The sequence below is a fragment of the Pseudogemmobacter blasticus genome (assembly GCF_003071405.1).
In the GTDB taxonomy this organism is placed as follows: domain Bacteria; phylum Pseudomonadota; class Alphaproteobacteria; order Rhodobacterales; family Rhodobacteraceae; genus Pseudogemmobacter; species Pseudogemmobacter blasticus.
Genome location: NZ_CP020470.1, coordinates 644,078 through 662,654, shown reverse-complemented (window position 1 = coordinate 662,654; position 18,577 = coordinate 644,078). Strand labels below are relative to the sequence as shown.

Genomic DNA, 18,577 nt, shown 5'->3' with positions numbered 1-18,577 from the left:
AAACAGGCGATCCGGCCCCTGCGAAAAGGGCCCGAGTGGCAAAGGGGCGCGGGGCGCGGCGGCGAACGGCCGCGCCCCGGGGTCCGGTCAGGATCAGGCGATCGACCACTTGTAGTGGTGATGCTCGAACGAGGGGTGCATCTCGACCGTCACGCCCGGTTTGGCGTGGCGGAACAGCGACCGCCAGTACGGCTGGATGATATAGCCTTCGTCCTGCAGGATCGTTTCCAGCGTCACCATCACCTCGCGGCGGGCATCGGCGTTGTCCAGCGCCAGCGCCTTGGTCATTGCCGCATCGAAATCGGCGTTGGCCATGCCGCATTCGTTCCAGGAACCCGTCGAGGTATAGGCCAGCGACATGTTCTGAACCGCCAGCGGGCGGTGGTTCCAGGTGGTGGAGGAGAAGGGATACTTCTGCCAGTCGTTCCAGAAGGTCGACCCCGGCATCACCTTGCGCTTCACGTTCGCGCCCGCGTCACGCAGTTGCGCCGCGACCGCATCGGTGGTGGCGGCCTCGAACCCGTCATCCAGCGAGATGATCTCGATCTCGGCATCCTTCAGGCCGGCCGCTTCCAGCGCGGGCACCAGCCCGGCCGGATCAATGGTCTGCGCCGGGATCTTGGCATATTCCGGGTGGATCGGGCAGGCGTGGTGGTTCTCGGCGGTGGTGCCAAGGCCATTGTAGCCCAGTTCCAGCACGACGGCCGGATCAACCGCCTTCTGGATGGCCTGACGGACCGACTTTTCCTTGTAGAGATCGCTGGTGGCCGAGTTCATGCGCACGACGATGGTCGAGGCGGTCACCGCTTCGAGCTTGGTCCAGCCAAGCGCGTCAAGCTGCTCGATATAGTCGCCGGTGGTCTCGTAGTTGCAGTCCACCTCGTCCGAGGCGGCCAGCGACAGCATGGTCGACGGGTCGGTGCCGAAGTCGATGTAATGGATCTCGTCCAGCGGCGCGGTGCCGCCCCACCAGGTGTGGTTCGGCGCGCGCACCAGAATGGCGCGGTTGCCGGCGGTCACTTCCTTCGGCACATAGGGGCCGGTGCCGATGGCATTGGTCGAAGGATCGGACCCGTCGACATACGAGCTGTGCACCACGGCGGCCGGATAGTCGGCCAGGTTCGGCACGACGGCGATGTCGGACACGCTCATCTTCAGTTGAACGGTGTGGTCGTCGACCTTGACCACAGCGCCTTCGCGCAGTTGCTTCTTCTCTTCATCGACCAGACCGGCGAAGCGCGAAGCCATGGCGTTGCCTTCGACCGAGCCGTCGCACCAGCGGGCGAACATGCGCACCACGTCATCAGCGGTGAAGTCCTCGCCGTTGTTCCACTTGACGCCCTGACGGACCTTCAGCGTGTATTCGGTGGCGTCGGCATTGGCTTCCCAGCTTTCCAGCAGGCGGCCTTCGAAGGTGCCGTCAGCATTATACTGGATCAGGTATTCCAGCCAGCCGCGGTAGACGTTGGCGATATGCGGCCAGTCGGCGGTGCGCGGATCTTTCTGGGCCTTCACCTCCATCGCGCAGCGCAGGATGCCGCCTACCTTGGGGGCGTCCTGTGCCATTGCCGGTTGCGGTGCGACCATCCCGAGCAGCCCATAGGCCGCAGTGGCCGAAACCCCAAGTGCGGTGGTACGGGTCAGGAATTCGCGGCGGCTCAGTTTGCCCTCGCGAACTTCGTCGGCATACATCATGGCGGCCGGGTGCAGCGGCGCGGCCGAAAGCGTGTCTTTCATTCCTTCGTCTCCCTGTCAGTCGTCGTTGTCAGCGCCCCTTGCGGGCGCCGAATGCGAAAAGACATCAGGCCGGTTTTCATCCATTCGGGCGCAGTCTGAGTGCTGCCCGGCGCCAATTGTCCCTGCGACCATTGCGCATGTTTTTCGACGTGGCGTCAACGTCCGTAAGAGACGTGGCCTGTTCTGTTAGCGACAAGATTATGACGGTTTCGTCCGAACTTCAACCCGACCAGGGCGCCTGAAACGGCGCCTGACGGGAAGGGGCTGGTCTGGTGACGTCAGGGGGCGCGGCGGAAGGCGGTCGGCGACTTGCCCGTCAGGTGCTGGAAGGCCCGGGTGAAATAGGCGGCCGAGTTGAAGCCCAGGCTTTCGGCGATGCGGCCCACGGGAATACGGGTTTCGGCTAGCAGCTTGCGCGCTTCGAACAGGCGCCGGTCTTGCAGCAGCGCGCTGGCCGACCGGCCGCAGGCCGCGTTGCAGCAGCGTGTCAGGTGGGTGGGGGTTACGCCCAAGGCGGCGGCGAAGTCGGCCACGCCCATGCCGGAGCGGAAGTCGCGTTCCAGCAATATGGTGTAGCGGGCGACCAGCCGGCGCGTCGCATCGGGTTTCGGAAGATCCGCTTCCGACTTTTTCGCCTGCCGTTCCAGCCAGACCCCCAAGAGGCCAAGATAGTGCAGCGTGGCGCGGTCATGGGCGGGGGTGTCCGCCTCCATCTCGCGGCCGATGGCATCCAGCAGCACGTTCAGTTCCTGCTGGGCGTGAACTTCGCGAATGCGCAGGTGCAGCGGCTGTTTTGGCAGCGTCACGCCCGAATTGCGGCCAAAGAAGATGGCGGTGCCGAACACCTGCGGCCCGGCCTCGAACCCGTGCATGATGCCGGGGGGGATGAAGATCGCGTTATGGGCGGTATAGCCGCGCGTTTCGCCCTGAAGGGTGATGCGGCCCTGACCCTTGGTGAACCACAGGAAACACGGCTCGCTCAGCGACCGCATCGCCTCGACCCGCCAGCGCCCGCCGGCGGCAAGCCGGGGGATTGCGACAAGTCGCGTCTGGGAAGCAGGAGAAAGATCTTGCATCACACCGAAAATCCGTTGGCCACAACATCAGCTTATGCCGCCAATTGTCGATCAACAAAGCAAAAAGATGGCCTGAGGGCAAAGTTGTCCACAGGGCGGGCGGAAAGCTGTGCATAAGTCTGTGGATCGGCGGAATCCTGCCAGTCCTCAGGCGGGAAGGATCTCTTGCCAGCCGGTCGTGGCCTTCATCCGCGACCGGAACCATGTCCGCTGCCGCTTGGCATATTGCCGGCTGGCCAGTTTCGCGGCCGAAACCGCCTCGGCAAGCGGGCAGGCGCCCCGCAGATGGGCAACCAGCTCCGCCGCGCCGATGGCTCGCGACGAGGGGCGGGCCGGGTTCCAGAACGGCAGCTCGGCCCGCACCTCCTCCAGCGCGCCGGCCTGCATCATCGTGTCGAACCGGGCCGAAATCCGGGCATCCAGCCAGTCAACCGCGGGTCGCAGCACCAGCGCCTCGGCCTGCCCCGCCTGCAGCAGGGGGGCGCCGGTGTCCGCCTGCCATTCGGCCAGGCCGCGGCCCGTTGCGCGCAGCACTTCCCAGGCCCGCTGCACCCGGGCGGGGTTCTTCAGGTCGATCCGGGCCGCCGTCGCGGCATCCAGCCCGGCCACCATCGCGGCATAATCGGCCCCGCGCAGCGCATCGGCCTCGGCCCGCACGGCGGCAGGCACCGGCGGCACCTCGGCCAGCCCCTCGGTCAGCGCCAGAAAATACAGGCCGGTGCCGCCGACAATCACCACGGGCCGCGCCAGCAAGGGCCGCACCTGCCGCAGCCAGTGGCCCGCCGACCAGGGCGCGTCCCGCGCGACATGGCCATAAAGCGCGTGGGGCACCGCCGCCTCATCCTCGACCGAGGGGCGGGCCGTCAGCAGCCGCCAGCAGTCATAGACCTGCAACGCGTCAGCATTGACGACCACACGCCCGTCGCGCGCCGCAAGCTCCATCGCCAGCGCCGATTTGCCGCTGCCTGTCGGCCCGGCGATCAGCACCGGCGCTTCGCGTGAAATCCCTTGCAGACTCACTGGCTTCCTCTTGGCCGAAATACCCCGCCGGGGGGCCGGGGGCTGCGAAGCCCCCGGCTTTGCGCCGCAAGTCCCCGGTTGAACCTGCCGCCGTTTTCCCCCATTTTGCGCCGCGATCCAAGAGCACAGCGAAATACGGGGGACCCCATGTCAAACGCCGCCACCGAACCGGGGGGCAAATACGCCCGCGTGATGCTCAAGATTTCCGGCGAGGCGCTGATGGGCGATCAGGGCTATGGCCTGCATCCGCCCACCGTGCAGCGCATCGCCGAAGAGGTGAAGTCGGTTCAGCGCATGGGCGTGGAAATCTGCATGGTGATCGGCGGCGGCAACATCTTCCGCGGGCTGCAGGGCAGTGCGCAGGGGATGGAGCGGACGACGGCCGACTACATGGGGATGCTGGCCACGGTGATGAATGCGCTGGCCATGCAGTCGGCGCTGGAATCGATCGGGGTCTTTACCCGCGTGATCAGCGCGATCCCGATGGATCAGGTCTGCGAACCCTACATCCGCCGCCGCGCCGTGCGTCACCTTGAGAAGAAGCGGGTCTGCATCTTCGCTGCGGGCACCGGCAACCCCTATTTCACCACCGACACCGCCGCCACCCTGCGCGCCAGCGAAATGGGCTGCGAGGCGGTGTTCAAGGGCACCAAGGTGGATGGGGTCTATGACAAGGACCCCAAGAAATTCGCCGACGCCAAGCGCTATGACCGGGTGTCCTATGACGAGGCGCTGGAAAAGCACCTGGGCGTGATGGACGCCACCGCCATCGCCCTGGCCCGCGACAACCGCCTGCCGATCATCGTCTTCAGCCTGGACGAGCCGGGCGGTTTCCGGGGCATCCTGTCGGGGCAGGGCACCTATACGCGGGTCGACAGCTAGACCGCGACGCAGGGCGCAGGGGCCTGCCGCTGCCGCCCGTGCGGCGGGTGAACGCGGTTGACCCCGCCCCACTATACCAGCGCGGGCTTTCGTCCTATATCGGCCCACAAGGCCCCGGGTCCGGGGCGTCAAGACGGGGAAAGACCAGATGTCGACCGAAGAGTTCATGCTCGACACCGATGACCTGACGCGCCGCATGGACGGGGCGATCCACTCCTTGCGCACCGAATTCGCCTCGCTGCGCACCGGCCGCGCTGCCGCCTCGATGCTGGAGCCGATCCATGTCGATGCCTATGGCCAGATGACGCCGATCAACCAGCTTGGCACCGTGAACGTGCCCGAACCGCGCATGGTGACCATCAACGTCTGGGACAAGGCGATGGTCGGCAAGGTGGAAAAGGCGCTGCGCGAATCCGGCCTTGGGATCAACCCGCAGCTCAACGGCACCATCATCATGCTGCCCATTCCCGAGCTGAACGAGGAACGCCGCCGCGAACTGACCAAGGTCGCCGGCCAGTATGCCGAACATGCCCGCGTCTCGATCCGCAACCTGCGCCGCGACGGCATGGACCAGATCAAGAAGGCCAAGGCCAAGAACCTGTCGGAAGACGACGCCAAGTTCTGGGAGGACGAGGTGCAGGAAATGACCGACAAGTACATCAAGCTGGTCGATCAGACGCTGGAAGCCAAGCAGCAGGAAATCATGCAGGTCTGATCCAGGCCGGAAAGGACCGCGCCGATGCCCGCGGATTCGCAAAGACCAAGCCGGCACGCCGGGCATGTCGCGATCATCATGGATGGCAACGGTCGCTGGGCCACCAACCGCGGCTGGCCCCGTCTGGTGGGCCACCGCAAGGGGGCAGAGCGGGTAAAGGAAATCGTCCGCTGCGCGCCCGATCTGGGCATCGAATGGCTGACGCTGTACGCCTTTTCGACCGAAAACTGGAAACGCTCGACCGAGGAAGTCCTTGGTCTGATGGCGATCTTTGCCCGCTATATCCAGCGCGAGGCCGATCGTCTGGCCGCCGAAGGGGTGCGGATGCGCTTCATTGGCGACCGCAGCCGCCTTGACCCCAAGCTGCAACGCCTGATGTCCGGGATCGAGGCGCGCACCGCGCATCTGAAACGGCTGAACCTGACGGTGGCGATCAACTACGGCGGCCGTGACGAGATTCTGCGGGCGATCCGCGCCGTGGCGCAGGACGCCGCTGAAGGCCGCTTCGACCCGGCCGCCCTGACCGAAGCCGCGTTTTCCAACAGGCTGGACACGCATGATGTGCCCGACCCGGATCTGGTGATCCGAACCAGCGGCGAGACGCGGACATCGAACTTCCTTGCCTGGCAGGCGGCCTATTCCGAGTATGAATTCACCGAAACCCTCTGGCCGGATTTCACCCCGGCCGAGTTGCAGGCCATCCTGGCCCGTTTCGGCAACCGCGAACGCCGCTTCGGAGGGGTGCTGAAATGACCGAAAAAGCCGAACAGACAGAGTCACCGCCCCCCGCCACTTCCCCAGCCGCCGCCAGTTCGGACCGCTGGGCCGACCTGCGGCCGCGCGTGGTTTCGGCGGCGGTCATGCTGGTGCTGGGGGCTGTCGCCATCTGGCGGGGCGGGGCGCTTTTTGCGGAACTGGCCGTGCTGTGCACCGCGCTGATGACCTGGGAACTGGCGCGCATGACGCGGGGCGAGGGGCGGGATCTGTCGATCCCGCTGGCCGCTCTGGCGGCGGTGGTGCTGGCCCTGGTCCTTTGGGTGCAGGCGCCCTGGCCGCTGGCGGGGCTGTTGCTGCCTTCGGTCGTGGGCGTGCTGACGCCCCGGCGCGATCCGGTGGTCTATGCCGGCTATGCGGCGGTGATCATGCTGACCGGCCTGTCGCTGGTGATTGTGCGGCAGTCGCTGGGCGTCGGGCCGATGATCTGGCTGCTGGCCGTGGTCATCGCCTCGGACACCGCAGGTTATTTCGCGGGCCGCATCCTGGGCGGGCCGAAGTTCTGGCCCCGCATCAGCCCGAAGAAAACCTGGTCCGGCACCATTGCCGGCTGGGTTGGCGCGGCGCTGGTCGGCCTTGTGGCCTGGGCTGCGGGCGTGGGCGGGCCGCTTCTGGTGCTGGTCTCGCCGCTGGTGGCCTTTGCCGGCCAGATGGGCGACATCGCCGAAAGCGCGATCAAGCGCCGGGCAGGGGTCAAGGACAGCTCCGCGCTGATCCCCGGCCATGGCGGGCTGATGGATCGTTTTGACGCGTTGGCTTTTGCCGCGATTGCCACCGTTATGCTGCAGGCAATCCTGCCCTTCCTGTCGGTCATCAAGGTCTGAACGTCATGCGCCGCATCTCGATCTTCGGCGTCACCGGGTCCATCGGGGAACAGACCGTCGATCTTGTCACCCGTGCCGGCGGCCCTGCCGCCTTTGACACGGTTGCCGTGACCGGCGGCCGCAATGTTGCGCGTCTGGCGGCCATTGCCCGCGCGCTGCAGGCCGAAATTGCCGTCTGTGCCGACGAAGCCCTGCTGCCCGATCTGCGCGCCGCCCTGGCCGGCAGCGGGATCGAGGCCGCCGCCGGCAGCGCCGCCATTGCCGAGGCCGCGGATCGGCCCGCCGACTGGATCATGTCCGCCATCGTTGGTGCGGCGGGCCTTGTGCCCGGGCTGCGGGCGCTGAAGCACGGCACCACGCTGGCGCTGGCCAACAAGGAAAGCCTTGTCACCGCCGGGCAGTTGCTGCTGTCAACCGCCGCCGAACAGGGCGCGCGCATCCTGCCGGTGGACAGCGAACATTCCGCCATCTTCCAGGCCCTTGCCGCCGAGCCGATGGCGGCGGTCGAACGCATCATCCTGACCGCAAGCGGCGGCGCCTTGCGCGACTGGCCGATCGAGCGGCTGGCCCAGGCCACCGTGGCCGAGGCGCTGGCGCATCCGAACTGGGCCATGGGCCAGCGCATCACCATCGACTCGGCGTCGATGTTCAACAAGGCGCTGGAGGTGATCGAGACCCGCGAATACTTCGGGGTCGATCCCGACCGCATCGAGGTGATCATTCACCCCGAATCGATCATCCATTCAATGGTCGGCTTCCGCGACGGGGCGCTGATGGCGCATATGGGCGCGCCCGACATGCGCCATTCCATCGGCTATGCGCTGAACTGGCCCGACCGTCTGGATCTGCCGGTGCGCAGGCTTGATCTGGCCCAACTGGCCCAACTGACCTTCCGCGCGCCCGAACCCGGCCGCTACCCCGCCCTGACGCTGTGCCGCGAAGTGATGCGTTTGCGCGGGCTTGCCGGCGCGGCGTTCAACGCTGCCAAGGAAATCGCGCTGGACCATTTCTTGGCCGGCTCCATCGGCTTCATGGACATGTCCGGCGTGGTGGAAGACACCCTTGACGCACTTTCTTCCGGTCCCGGGCTGGAAAAACCCGTGATCACCCTTGAGGACGTCCTCGCGATGGACCATCTCGCACGGGTAAGGGCGGCAGAGGCCGCCGGACGACGGGCAAAGGGCAGGGGCTGATGGATATTCTCGGGGCGCTCGGGGGCACGGCCTGGGCCGCGGCCTTTTTCATCATCGCGCTGTCGATCATCGTCGCGATCCATGAATACGGTCATTACATCGTTGGGCGCTGGTCTGGCATCCATGCCGAGGTGTTCTCGCTGGGCTTTGGCCCGGTGCTGTTTTCCCGCACCGACCGCCGCGGCACCAAATGGCAGGTCGCCGCCATTCCCTTTGGCGGCTACGTCAAGTTTCTGGGCGATGCCGATGCGTCCTCGGTGCGCCGTGCCGCCAATTCCGGTCTGTCGCCCGAAGAGCGCCGCCACACCATGGCGGGCGCGCCGCTGTGGGCGCGTGCCGCCACGGTTGCCGCCGGCCCGATTGCCAATTTCCTGCTGACCTTTGTCGTGCTGGGCGGGCTGCTGCTGGTCACGGGCGTGGCGCGCGATGCGCCGACCATCGGCAGTCTCAAGCCGATTCCGGCCGAGCAGACGCTGCGCGAGGGTGACCTGATCCTTGCCGTTGACGGCCGTCCGACGCCTGACACAAAGGCCTTCGGGCAGGTGCTGGGCGACCTGCCGCGCACGCCGACCGTTGCCGTTACCCTGCGGCGCGACGGGCAAGAGATGACGGTGCAGGCGCCCAATCCGATGCTGCCGCTGATCGCCTCGGTCGCGGTCAAGTCGGCGGCCATTGACGCCGGTCTCAAGGCCGGTGACGTGATCCTGCGCGCCGGCGGGCGGGACATGGTGACCTTCACCGATATTCAGGACGTGGTCTTCAACTCGGACGGCAAGCCGGTTCCGCTGACGGTCTGGCGCGCGGGCGAAACCTTCGACCTGACCCTGACCCCCCGCCGCCGCGACATTCCGCTGGCCGACGGCACCGGGTTCGAAACGAAATGGATGATGGGCCTGGCCTCTGGCCTGCCGTTCGAGATGGACACCCGCCGCCCCGGGGCGGTGGAATGGGTCAGCCTGACCGCCCGGCAGATGTGGGACATGACCGCCACCACCTTCCAGGGCCTTGGCCACATGATTGCGGGCAAGATTTCCACCTGCAACATGTCGGGCGTGATCGGCATGGCCGAGACGATGGGCGATGCCGCCAAGGCCGGCTGGCAGAGTTTCGTTTCGATGCTGGCGGTGCTGTCGCTGGGGGTGGGCATCCTGAACCTGCTGCCGATTCCGGTGCTGGATGGCGGGCATCTGGTGTTTTACGCCTATGAGGCGGTCACGCGCCGCCCGCCGTCGGACCGGGCGCTGCGCTGGCTGATGGCGGTCGGGCTGACGCTTCTGATCTCGCTCATGGTATTCGCGCTGTGGAACGACGTGACCTGCGTCTGATCCCCGCCTGTTGCGGGTCTGAAATACCATATGTGGCAAAGTTATCCACAATCACCGCAGCCTTTTGACAAGGCTGGGCTTTCGGGCTAACCAGACGGACAGTCAGAAGAACCGCGGGGCGAGGGTATGGTCAGGTACAACATGGGTCAGATGCGCCGCACGGGACGCAGCCGTACCTCGGCCCGGCTGCTTGCCACGGCGGTTTTCCTCGGCGCTGCGGGGCTTTCCGCGCCGTCCTTCACGCCGGCACAGGCGCAGACCTTTGCCTTTTCAACGGTCAAGGTTGAGGGCAACCAGCGCGTCGATGCGTCCACGGTTATGGCCTATGCGGGAATCAAGCGCGGTCAGGAAGTGTCGGCCGGGGGGCTGAACGACGCCTACCAGCGGCTTGTCGCTTCGGGCCTGTTCGAAACGGTCGAGATTTCGCCGCAAGGATCGACGCTGGTGATCAAGGTCACCGAATATCCCTTCGTCAGCGTGATCAACTTCGAGGGCAACAAGCGGATCAAGGACGAAGAGCTGGCCAAGCTGATCAAGTCGCAGTCCAGCCGCGCCTATTCCCCGGCGACCGCCGAAGCGGACGCCGCCACCATTGCCGAAAACTATCGCGCCCGTGGCCGCATGGCGGCGACGGTTGAGCCCAAGATCATCCGCCGCGCGGGCAACCGGGTCGACCTGGTGTTCGAGATCACCGAAGGCAAGGTGGTCGAGATCGAGCGGCTGTCCTTCGTGGGCAACAAGGATTTCTCGGATCGCCGTCTGCGGCAGGTTCTTGAAACCAAGCAGGCCGGGATTCTGCGCACGTTCATCCAGCGGGATACCTACATTCCCGAACGGCTGGAGATGGACAAGCAACTGCTGACCGACTTCTACCGCTCGCGCGGCTATATCGACTTTCAGGTCATGGATGCCACGGCGGAAGTCAGCCGCGAGCGCGACGCGACCTTCGTGACCTTCACGATCAGCGAAGGCCTGCCCTACACGATCGGCAACATCACCACCGTCTCGGAAGTCGAGGGGCTGGATGCGGCCGAATTTGCCGCCGTGCAGCGTATCCGCACCGGCCAGACCTATAACCCCGCCGTGATCGACAACAACATCGCGCGGATGGAAAACCTTGCCCTGAAGAAGGGCCTGAACTTCATCCGGGTCGAGCCGCGGATCACGCGCGACAACCGCAATCAGGCCGTCAACATCGAATTCGCCATCGTGCGGGGCCAACGCATCTTTGTCGAACGGATCGACATCGAGGGCAACGCCACCACGCTGGACCAGGTGGTGCGCCGCCAGTTCCGCAGCGTGGAAGGGGACCCCTTCAATCCGCGCGAAATCCGCCAGTCGGCTGAACGGATTCGCGCACTTGGCTATTTCAAGGATGCGCAGGTCAATGCCGAGCAGGGATCGTCGCCCGATCAGGTGGTGGTCAATGTCGATGTGGAAGAACAGCCGACCGGGTCGCTGAACTTCGGCCTCAGCTACAGCGTGGCCAGCGGCGTCGGGCTTAACGCGGCCTTCTCGGAATCCAACTTCCTTGGCCGGGGCCAGACGCTGGCACTCAGCATCTCTTCGGGCACAGATACCAAGAACTCGTCCTTCACCTTCGTCGAGCCGGCCCTGCTGGGCCGTGACCTGAAGTTCAGCGTGAACGCTTACTACCGGACCTCGGACAACGATTATTCGGTGTACAACACCCGCAATATCGGGCTGGGCTTCGGGCTTGGCTTCCCTGTGGGCGACCAGTCGCGTCTGAACGTGACCTACCGCCTGGCCGAGGACAAGCTCTACGACTACACTGGGGACTCGCCGATCATTCAGCGCGAGGCGGCGGTGAATGGCGATGGTGCCCTGATCACCAGCGCCCTTGGCTATACCTACGAATACGACAACCGGATCACCGGCCTCAGCCCCGATTCCAGCTTCCTGTTCCGCTTCGGTCAGGAAATCTCGGGTCTGGGGGGCGATACCGAATTCCTGTCCACCACTGTTCTGGCCGTGGCCGAACGCAAGGCCTTTGCCGAGGAAGTCACCTTCCGCGCCATCTTTGAAGGTGGCTATATCCATTCCTTCGGCGACACCGGCACGCGGGTGACGGATCGGTTCTTCGCCGGCGGCGGCAAGATCCGCGGTTTCGAACCCAAGGGCCTGGGTCCGCGCGATCTGGGCGCGACCGATAAGGATGCGCTTGGCGGCAACGCCTTTGCCGTGGCCCGCTTTGAAGCTGACTTCCCGCTGGGTCTGCCGGAAGAATACGGCCTGACCGGCGGCGCCTTCCTGGATGTCGGTTCGGTCTGGAGCCTGGACGACACCGCCGGATTCGGTGGCGCCGAGGTCGATGACAGCTTCAACCCGCGTGTTGTGGTTGGTCTGTCCTTCCTGTGGACCACACCGCTTGGCCCGCTGCGCTTCAACTTCAGCAAGGCGATCAAGAAGGAAGACTACGACAAGGAGCAGACCTTCGACCTGACGGTCTCGACCAAGTTCTGACATGGGCCTGCTTTCCGGCCGGTTTTGCAACCTGTTGACCCTGCCGCAGGGCAGGGTCTTGGCCGGGATGGTGGCGCTGGCGGCGGTGCTGCCGGGCCTTTCGGCTGCGCAGCAGGCCACACCGGCCGAGGCGCCCGCCGCGGCAACGTTGGTGGCGCCCGTGCTGACGCTGGATCAGGACCGCATGTTCCGCGAGTCTGCCTATGGCAAATCCGTTCTGGACCGCGCCGAAACGGACTCGGCCGCGCTGGCGGCCGAAAACCGCCGCATCGAGGCCGGCCTTGAAACCGAAGAGCGTGCGCTGACCGCCCGCCGTGCCACCATGACCCCCGCCGAATTTGCGCCGATTGCCGATGAGTTCGACACCCGTGTCGAAGCCATCCGGTCAGCCCAGGCCGCCAAATCGCATGAGATCACCGACAGGCTTGAGCAGGAGCGGAAAACCTTTCTTGCTGCAACCGGGCCGATTCTTGGCGAATTGATGCAGGAATCCGGTGCTGCGCTGATCCTGAACAAGGAAGCCTACATCATCTCGCTCAGTTCGATCGACATCACCGACCGGGTCATCGAACGCCTTGACCAACGCCTGCCGCCACCTGACGTTCCCCCCGCCCAGGATACACCCGAGGCAGCGCCCGCCACGCCCTGACCGGCGCCGGGAACTTGCCCCTGCCGGCCGGACTTGCTAGCAGGAAAGGGAACGCACGGCCGCAAAGAAGGACCAGACCGTGGACGCCCAAGCTGTCACCTCTGCCGATCTTGACCTTATCCAGCGGATCATTCCGCATCGTTACCCGTTCCTGCTGATCGACAAGGTCCGCGACATCGTCCTGCATGAAAGCTGTGTCGGCATCAAATGCGTGACGCTGAACGAACCGCAGTTCCAAGGCCATTTCCCCGGCATGCCCATCTTTCCCGGCGTGATGATCATCGAAGCCATGGCCCAGACCAGCGGCGTGCTGGTCGGTCTGTCGATGGATCTGGTCGACAAGAACGCCAAGGTGTTCTTCATGGGCGTCGATGGCGTGAAATTCCGCCGCAAGGTGGTGCCGGGCGACGTGCTGGAACTGCATGTCAAGGCGCTGCGCGGCGGTGGCCGGGTCTGGAAATTCGAAGGCCGCGCCATGGTTGAAGGCGAACTCGCCTGCGAGGCCACCTTCATGGCCATGTTCGACGTGCCAAAGGCCTGAACCGATGAAAATCCATGGCACCGCCGTCATCCACCCCTCGGCCTTCGTCGAGGAAGGCGCGACGATCGGGCCTGACTGCTATATCGGCCCCTTCGCCGTGATCGGCCCCGAGGTTACCCTTGCCGCCCGCGTCACGGTGAAATCCCATGCCGTGATCACCGGCTGGACCGAGATCGGCGATGACAGCACGATCTGGCCTTTTGCCTGCGTGGGCGAGGTGCCGCAGGATCTGAAGTTCAAGGGCGAACGCACCCGCCTGACCATCGGCGCCCGCGCCCGCATCCGCGAAGGCGCGACGCTGAACACCGGCACCGAGGGCGGCGGCGGCATCACCCGCGTCGGCGATGATTGCCTGATCATGACCGGCGCCCATGTCGGCCATGATGCCCAGATCGGCAATCGCGTCATTCTGGTGAACAACGTCGCCATCGCCGGCCATGTCCACTTGGGCGACGATGTGATCGTCGGCGGCCTGTCCGGCATTCACCAATGGGTGCGGGTGGGGCAGGGTGCCATCATCGGTGCGGTCACCATGGTCACCAACGATGTCATTCCTTACGGCCTTGTGCAGGCCCCGCGCGGCGAACTTGACGGGCTTAACCTTGTCGGCCTGAAACGCCGCGGTGTTGAGCGGGCCGGCATCACCCAGTTGCGCGCCGCCTATCAGATGCTGGCGCAGGGCGAAGGCACCTTCCACGAACGCGCCGCCCGCCTGAGCGACGATTTCGACAGCCCCTATGTGCGCGAGATTGCCGATTTCATCCTGGCCGCCAGCGACCGCAGCTTCCTGACGCCGAAGGGCCCGAAATGACGCTGGCGCTGATTGCCGGCGCGGGGGCCTTGCCTGCGGCGCTGGTTGCGGCGCTGCCCGAACGGCCCTTCATCGCCGCGCTTGACGGGTTTCCACCCGAAGGGCTGGCCCCCGACCTGACCTTCCGTATCGAGCGGCTTTATCCCTTCTTTGCGGCCCTGCATGACGCGGGCGTGACGCAGGTGACCTTTGCCGGGGCTGTCCGCCGTCCCCGGTTGGACCCGGCGCTGTTCGATGCGGCCACCGCGCAGATTGTGCCGCGGCTGATGCAGGCCATGGCACAGGGCGACGATGCCACGCTGCGCGAGGTGATCGCGCTGTTCGAGGAGGACGGGCTGGCCATTGCCGGGGCGGCCGAGATCGCCCCCGCACTGGTTCCGGGTGAAGGGCTTCTGGTCGGCCAGATCACCGCGCGCGACCAGCAGGACGCCGCACGCGCCGCCGCCATTGCCGAGGCACTTGGCCGTGTCGATGTGGGGCAGGGCTGCGTGGTGCAGCAGGGTCTTTGCCTTGCCGCCGAAACGCTGTCGGGGACCGATGCGATGCTGTCCACCGTGGCGGGCCTGCCGGCGGCGCTGCGCCCGCCCGCGCAGGCGGGGCGGGGTCTGCTTTACAAGGCACCGAAGCCCTTGCAGGACCGTCGCATCGACCTGCCGGCGCTTGGCCCCGCCAGCGTTGCCGCCGCCGCCGCCGCCGGACTTGGCGGCATCGCGTGGGAGGCGGGAGGTGTGATCTGTCTGGATCTGCCCCAGATGCAGGCGCTGGCCGCCGAACAGGGCCTGTTCCTCTGGGCCCGCGCGGCGTCCTCGGGGGGGCGGGCGTGACAGCGGCCCTTGTGGTGCCGGCCGTCGCTTCGGGCCGCCGGGCTGCAATGGGTGCAACGGCCCGAACCGGGGGCGCGACATGAAGCTGTTTCTCATCGCCGGCGAACCTTCGGGCGACCGGCTGGGTGCGGCCCTGATGGCCGGGCTGAAGCAGCTACATCCGGCGGTTCAGTTCGAAGGCATCGGTGGCCCGGCCATGCAGGCCGAGGGTCTGTCCAGCCAGTTCCCGATGGAAGACCTGTCGGTCATGGGCATCGCCGAGGTGCTGCCGAAGTATTTTGCGCTGCGGCGTCGTCTGCACGAAGCAGCCAGGGGGGTGCTGGCCGTGCGACCGGCCGCCCTGATTACCATCGACAGCCCGGATTTCTGCCTGCGCGTGGCCCGGCTGGTGAAGGATGTCGAGCCGGAGCTGCCGACCATTCATTATGTCGCGCCCTCGGTCTGGGCCTGGCGGCCCGGTCGGGCCGCAAAGATGGCGCGGGTGATCGACCATGTGCTGGCGCTCTTGCCGTTCGAGCCGCCCTATATGACCGCCGCCGGAATGACCTGCGATTTCGTCGGTCATCCCGTGGTGGCCGAGCCGGTGGCGACCCCGGCGCAGGCGCAGGCGTTCCGCGCGGCGCAGGGAATTGCGCCCCGGGCGCCGCTGATCGTGGCGCTGCCGGGCAGCCGCAGGTCAGAGGTGACGCGCCTGATCGCCCCCTTTGGCGCGTCCCTGCGCGAGGTGGCTGCCCGCCACCCCGAATTGCGCGTGGTCCTGCCGACGCCGCGGCACCTTGCCGACCATGTGACACAGGCCACCCAAGGCTGGCCCGGCCAGCCGGTGATCCTGACCGCACCGGATGTTGCTACCCGCACGGCTGCCTTTGCTGCCGCCGATGCGGCGCTTGCCGCCTCGGGCACTGTTTCGCTGGAACTGGCGGCGCAGAACTGCCCGATGGTGATCGCCTATGACATGGCGCCGGTCTCGCTGTGGCTGATGCGGCGGATGGCGCGCATCGACACGGTGACGCTGGTCAATCTGGTGTCGGAAACCCGCTGCGTGCCGGAATTCATTGGCAACGACTGCCGCCCCGACCGCATTGCCCCGGCGCTGTTGTCGCTGCTGGAGACCGGCCCCGGTCCGCAGGCCGCAGCGATGCGCCTGACGATGGACCGGCTGGGACGAGGGGGCGAGCCGCCGGGGCTTCGCGCCGCGGCCTCGGTCCTGGCCCATCTGGCGTGACAGCCTCCGGCGGGGATATTTTCATTCTGAAAGAAGCCGCGCCGCAACGCGAGGCGGGCTGACCCGCCCTGCTTGCCCGGCTCAGGCGGCAGGCGCCTGCTCAGCGACCGCGCCAGATCCAGCCGCCGCCGAACACCCGGCTGCCCTCGGGGTCGTGGAACACGCAGGCCTGACCGGCGCTGACGCCGTCTTCCGGTTCGATCAGTTCGACCTCGGCCTCGGTGGCCGACAGCGGCCGGATCACCGCGGGCCGCGGTGGCCGGGTTGACCGGACCCGCACGTCCAGATGCCATTCCGCCCGGCTGTCAAAGGGGGCATCGCCCAGCCAGTTGATTTCCCGCACCGGGATCACCCGCGTGGACAGCGCCGATTTCGGCCCCACCACCACGCGGCGGGCATCGGCATCCAGCTTGACCACATACAGCGGGTCGCCCAGGCCCCCGATGCCCAGCCCTTTGCGCTGGCCGATCGTGTAATGGATCACCCCCCGGTGCGTGCCCAGAACCCGGCCTTCAAGATCGACGATCTCGCCCGGTTCGGCGGCACCCGGCCGCAGCTTCTCGATCACGGCGGCATAGTTGCCCTGCGGGACGAAGCAGATGTCCTGGCTGTCCGGCTTGTCTGCCACCGGCAGCCCGTATTTCGCCGCCAGCGCCCGCGTTTCTGCCTTGCTGGCCAGATGGCCCAGCGGGAAGCGCAGGAAATCCAGTTGGGCGGGCGTGGTCGAGAACAGGAAATACGACTGGTCCCGCGCCGGATCGGCAGCGCGGTGCAACTCGGCCCCCGCAGCGCCCATCTTGCGCTGGATGTAATGGCCGGTTGCCATGCAATCGGCTTCCAGATCGCGGGCGGTGGCCATCAGATCCTTGAACTTCACCCGTTCATTGCAGCGGATGCAGGGCACCGGCGTCGCGCCTGCCAGATAGGCATCGGCGAATTCCTCGATCACCGCTTCGCGGAAGGTGTCTTCGTAATCCAGCACATAATGCGGAAATCCCATCGCCTCGGCCACGCGGCGGGCGTCGTGGATGTCACGGCCCGCGCAGCAGGCCCCCTTTTTTGCCAGTGCCGCGCCGTGGTCGTAAAGCTGCAGGGTGACGCCGACCACGTCATAGCCCTGGTCCTTGAGAACCGCCGCCACAACCGAGGAATCGACACCGCCCGACATGGCCACCACCACGCGGGTTTCCGAAACGGGCTTGGGCAGCCCCAGCGAGTTCAGGGTCAGGTCGCGCGGCATGGGGCAGGGTCCGGGGATCAGGGCGCCAGAGGCAATCGCAGAAATATAGGAAAATCCGCAGCACTCTCAACCCCGGCTTTCAGCATTGATTAAGCGTGATGGGCCAGTCTGTCCGCCAGACCTGCTGCCGCAAGAGGTATGGTGCCGATGTATCTGAAAAAAGTTGACGGCCCGCGACAGGTGACACTGCCGGACGGTTCGATCCTCAGCCGGGCCGATCTGCCCCCGCCCGATACCCGCCGCTGGGTTGCCAGCCGCAAGGCGGTGGTGGTCAAGGCCGTTCTGCACGGGTTGATTCCCCAGTCCGAAGCCCTGGAACGCTATGCCCTGTCGGAGGAGGAGTTCACGCTTTGGCGCCAGGCGGTGGAAACGCATGGGGAGAAGGCGCTGAAAGTCACCTCGATTCAGAAATACAGACAACTTTAGGTTGTGTGTTGATCCTGTAATGCGTTAGTAACGTTGCATTAACCATTGATCGCCAATGTCGTTAACGAAGATCCCCCGGCCCCTGACGACATCTGAGCGGAGCGAACCCCGATGCGCATTCTCCTCGTCGAAGACGATCCCACGACATCGCGCAGCATCGAACTGATGCTGACCCATGCCAATCTCAACGTCTATTGCACGGACATGGGCGAAGACGGCATCGACCTGGCCAAGCTCTATGACTACGACCTGATCCTGCTGGACCTGAATCTGCCTGACATGTCCGGGCATGAGGTGCTGCGCCAGTTGCGCATGGCCAAGGTGGAAACCCCGATCCTGATCCTGTCGGGGGCCGATGATACCGAAAGCAAGCTTCGCGGCTTCGGGTTTGGCGCCGATGATTACATGACCAAGCCCTTCCATCGCGAAGAACTGGTCGCGCGCATCCATGCCATCATCCGCAGGTCCAAGGGGCACAGCCAGTCGGTCATCCGCACCGGGCGGATCACGGTGAATCTGGACGCCAAGACCGTTGATGTGGAAGGCACGCCGGTGCATCTGACCGGCAAGGAATACCAGATGCTGGAGCTGCTTTCGCTGCGCAAGGGCACCACGCTGACCAAGGAAATGTTCCTCAATCACCTTTACGGCGGCATGGATGAGCCGGAATTGAAGATCATTGACGTTTTCATCTGCAAGCTGCGCAAGAAACTGGCCGAGGCGACGGCGGGCGACAGCTACATCGAAACGGTCTGGGGGCGCGGCTATGTGCTGCGCGACCCGGCCGCGTCGGAAAAAGCCGGCGCTCCGCGTCTGGCCGCAAGCGCCTGA

General features: G+C 65.8%; 18 protein-coding genes. 14 read left to right on the top strand and 4 right to left on the bottom strand.

What is annotated here, in order from left to right; all coding sequences use genetic code 11:
* Positions 1-93 precede the first annotated feature (93 nt).
* The 3 genes from B6K69_RS03165 to miaA form a co-directional block, all read right to left on the bottom strand.
* On the bottom strand, positions 94-1,737 hold the full coding sequence (locus tag B6K69_RS03165; protein ID WP_228156794.1) for an ABC transporter substrate-binding protein: 1,644 nt from the start codon (positions 1,735-1,737) through the stop codon (positions 94-96).
* 278 nt (positions 1,738-2,015) lie between these two features.
* On the bottom strand, positions 2,016-2,813 hold the full coding sequence (locus B6K69_RS03160; RefSeq protein WP_107673868.1) for an AraC family transcriptional regulator: 798 nt from the start codon (positions 2,811-2,813) through the stop codon (positions 2,016-2,018).
* A 147-nt stretch (positions 2,814-2,960) separates the two neighbouring features.
* The gene (miaA, locus tag B6K69_RS03155; protein ID WP_164681869.1) at positions 2,961-3,833 is read right to left on the bottom strand and encodes a tRNA (adenosine(37)-N6)-dimethylallyltransferase MiaA; all 873 of its coding nucleotides are present in this window, start codon (positions 3,831-3,833) and stop codon (positions 2,961-2,963) included.
* A gap of 147 nt (positions 3,834-3,980) precedes the next feature.
* On the opposite strand from miaA, the gene pyrH reads away from it, so the two are divergent.
* The 12 genes from pyrH (at position 3,981) to lpxB (ending at position 16,080) form a co-directional block, all read left to right on the top strand.
* A complete protein-coding gene (pyrH, locus tag B6K69_RS03150) occupies positions 3,981-4,715 on the top strand; it encodes a UMP kinase (protein WP_107673866.1) in 735 nt (244 codons plus the stop codon).
* Between the two features lie 148 nt (positions 4,716-4,863).
* Entirely contained in the window at positions 4,864-5,430 is a 567-nt protein-coding gene (gene frr / locus B6K69_RS03145) for a ribosome recycling factor (protein WP_108642751.1), read from the top strand.
* Positions 5,431-5,454: 24 nt separating this feature from the next.
* The gene (gene uppS / locus B6K69_RS03140; protein WP_107673864.1) at positions 5,455-6,183 is read left to right on the top strand and encodes a polyprenyl diphosphate synthase; all 729 of its coding nucleotides are present in this window, start codon (positions 5,455-5,457) and stop codon (positions 6,181-6,183) included.
* On the top strand, positions 6,180-7,028 hold the full coding sequence (locus B6K69_RS03135) for a phosphatidate cytidylyltransferase (protein WP_107673863.1): 849 nt from the start codon (positions 6,180-6,182) through the stop codon (positions 7,026-7,028). Before uppS ends, B6K69_RS03135 begins: the two co-directional genes overlap by 4 nt.
* Positions 7,029-7,033: 5 nt before the next feature.
* Complete coding sequence (gene dxr / locus B6K69_RS03130) at positions 7,034-8,221, top strand: 1-deoxy-D-xylulose-5-phosphate reductoisomerase (protein ID WP_108642750.1); 1,188 nt, start codon at positions 7,034-7,036, stop codon at positions 8,219-8,221.
* Positions 8,221-9,546, top strand: coding sequence for an RIP metalloprotease RseP (gene rseP, locus B6K69_RS03125; protein WP_108642749.1), 1,326 nt, complete (start codon positions 8,221-8,223; stop codon positions 9,544-9,546). Before dxr ends, rseP begins: the two co-directional genes overlap by 1 nt.
* 141 nt (positions 9,547-9,687) lie before the next feature.
* Positions 9,688-12,030, top strand: a complete 2,343-nt coding sequence (gene bamA / locus B6K69_RS03120; protein ID WP_108642748.1) for an outer membrane protein assembly factor BamA — start codon at positions 9,688-9,690, stop codon at positions 12,028-12,030.
* Position 12,031: 1 nt separating this feature from the next.
* Complete coding sequence (locus tag B6K69_RS03115; protein WP_108642747.1) at positions 12,032-12,679, top strand: OmpH/Skp family outer membrane protein; 648 nt, start codon at positions 12,032-12,034, stop codon at positions 12,677-12,679.
* 79 nt (positions 12,680-12,758) lie between these two features.
* Positions 12,759-13,220: a 3-hydroxyacyl-ACP dehydratase FabZ gene (fabZ, locus tag B6K69_RS03110; protein WP_108642746.1), complete on the top strand. Its 462-nt coding sequence runs from the start codon at positions 12,759-12,761 to the stop codon at positions 13,218-13,220.
* Positions 13,221-13,224: 4 nt separating this feature from the next.
* A complete protein-coding gene (lpxA, locus tag B6K69_RS03105; RefSeq protein ID WP_108642745.1) occupies positions 13,225-14,031 on the top strand; it encodes an acyl-ACP--UDP-N-acetylglucosamine O-acyltransferase in 807 nt (268 codons plus the stop codon).
* Positions 14,028-14,855: a UDP-2,3-diacylglucosamine diphosphatase LpxI domain-containing protein gene (gene lpxI, locus B6K69_RS03100; protein ID WP_108642744.1), complete on the top strand. Its 828-nt coding sequence runs from the start codon at positions 14,028-14,030 to the stop codon at positions 14,853-14,855. The genes lpxA and lpxI overlap by 4 nt, the downstream gene beginning before the upstream one ends.
* Positions 14,856-14,934: 79 nt before the next feature.
* A complete protein-coding gene (lpxB, locus tag B6K69_RS03095) occupies positions 14,935-16,080 on the top strand; it encodes a lipid-A-disaccharide synthase (protein WP_108642743.1) in 1,146 nt (381 codons plus the stop codon).
* A gap of 100 nt (positions 16,081-16,180) precedes the next feature.
* On the opposite strand, the gene mnmA is transcribed toward lpxB, so the two are convergent.
* The gene (gene mnmA, locus B6K69_RS03090; RefSeq protein ID WP_108642742.1) at positions 16,181-17,320 is read right to left on the bottom strand and encodes a tRNA 2-thiouridine(34) synthase MnmA; all 1,140 of its coding nucleotides are present in this window, start codon (positions 17,318-17,320) and stop codon (positions 16,181-16,183) included.
* A 147-nt stretch (positions 17,321-17,467) separates the two neighbouring features.
* Between mnmA and sciP the strand changes: the two genes are divergently transcribed.
* Both sciP and ctrA read left to right on the top strand, forming a co-directional pair.
* Positions 17,468-17,746, top strand: a complete 279-nt coding sequence (gene sciP / locus B6K69_RS03085; RefSeq protein ID WP_107673879.1) for a CtrA inhibitor SciP — start codon at positions 17,468-17,470, stop codon at positions 17,744-17,746.
* Positions 17,747-17,857: 111 nt separating this feature from the next.
* Positions 17,858-18,577 carry a response regulator transcription factor CtrA gene (gene ctrA, locus B6K69_RS03080; RefSeq protein ID WP_108642741.1) on the top strand — a complete coding sequence of 240 codons (720 nt, stop codon included), beginning with the start codon at positions 17,858-17,860 and terminating at the stop codon, positions 18,575-18,577.

What these genes read in the sequence shown, in the direction of transcription:
- B6K69_RS03160 (WP_107673868.1), bottom strand. Translation starts at nt 2,813, where the DNA reads ATGCAAGATCTTTCTCCTGCTTCCCAGACGCGACTTGTCGCAATCCCC.
- bamA (WP_108642748.1), top strand. Translation starts at nt 9,688, where the DNA reads ATGGGTCAGATGCGCCGCACGGGACGCAGCCGTACCTCGGCCCGGCTG.
- rseP (WP_108642749.1), top strand. Translation starts at nt 8,221, where the DNA reads ATGGATATTCTCGGGGCGCTCGGGGGCACGGCCTGGGCCGCGGCCTTT.
- sciP (WP_107673879.1), top strand. Translation starts at nt 17,468, where the DNA reads ATGTATCTGAAAAAAGTTGACGGCCCGCGACAGGTGACACTGCCGGAC.
- uppS (WP_107673864.1), top strand. Translation starts at nt 5,455, where the DNA reads ATGCCCGCGGATTCGCAAAGACCAAGCCGGCACGCCGGGCATGTCGCG.
- B6K69_RS03165 (WP_228156794.1), bottom strand. Translation starts at nt 1,737, where the DNA reads ATGAAAGACACGCTTTCGGCCGCGCCGCTGCACCCGGCCGCCATGATG.
- B6K69_RS03135 (WP_107673863.1), top strand. Translation starts at nt 6,180, where the DNA reads ATGACCGAAAAAGCCGAACAGACAGAGTCACCGCCCCCCGCCACTTCC.
- ctrA (WP_108642741.1), top strand. Translation starts at nt 17,858, where the DNA reads ATGCGCATTCTCCTCGTCGAAGACGATCCCACGACATCGCGCAGCATC.
- dxr (WP_108642750.1), top strand. Translation starts at nt 7,034, where the DNA reads ATGCGCCGCATCTCGATCTTCGGCGTCACCGGGTCCATCGGGGAACAG.
- pyrH (WP_107673866.1), top strand. Translation starts at nt 3,981, where the DNA reads ATGTCAAACGCCGCCACCGAACCGGGGGGCAAATACGCCCGCGTGATG.
- lpxB (WP_108642743.1), top strand. Translation starts at nt 14,935, where the DNA reads ATGAAGCTGTTTCTCATCGCCGGCGAACCTTCGGGCGACCGGCTGGGT.
- lpxA (WP_108642745.1), top strand. Translation starts at nt 13,225, where the DNA reads ATGAAAATCCATGGCACCGCCGTCATCCACCCCTCGGCCTTCGTCGAG.
- mnmA (WP_108642742.1), bottom strand. Translation starts at nt 17,320, where the DNA reads ATGCCGCGCGACCTGACCCTGAACTCGCTGGGGCTGCCCAAGCCCGTT.
- lpxI (WP_108642744.1), top strand. Translation starts at nt 14,028, where the DNA reads ATGACGCTGGCGCTGATTGCCGGCGCGGGGGCCTTGCCTGCGGCGCTG.
- frr (WP_108642751.1), top strand. Translation starts at nt 4,864, where the DNA reads ATGTCGACCGAAGAGTTCATGCTCGACACCGATGACCTGACGCGCCGC.
- B6K69_RS03115 (WP_108642747.1), top strand. Translation starts at nt 12,032, where the DNA reads ATGGGCCTGCTTTCCGGCCGGTTTTGCAACCTGTTGACCCTGCCGCAG.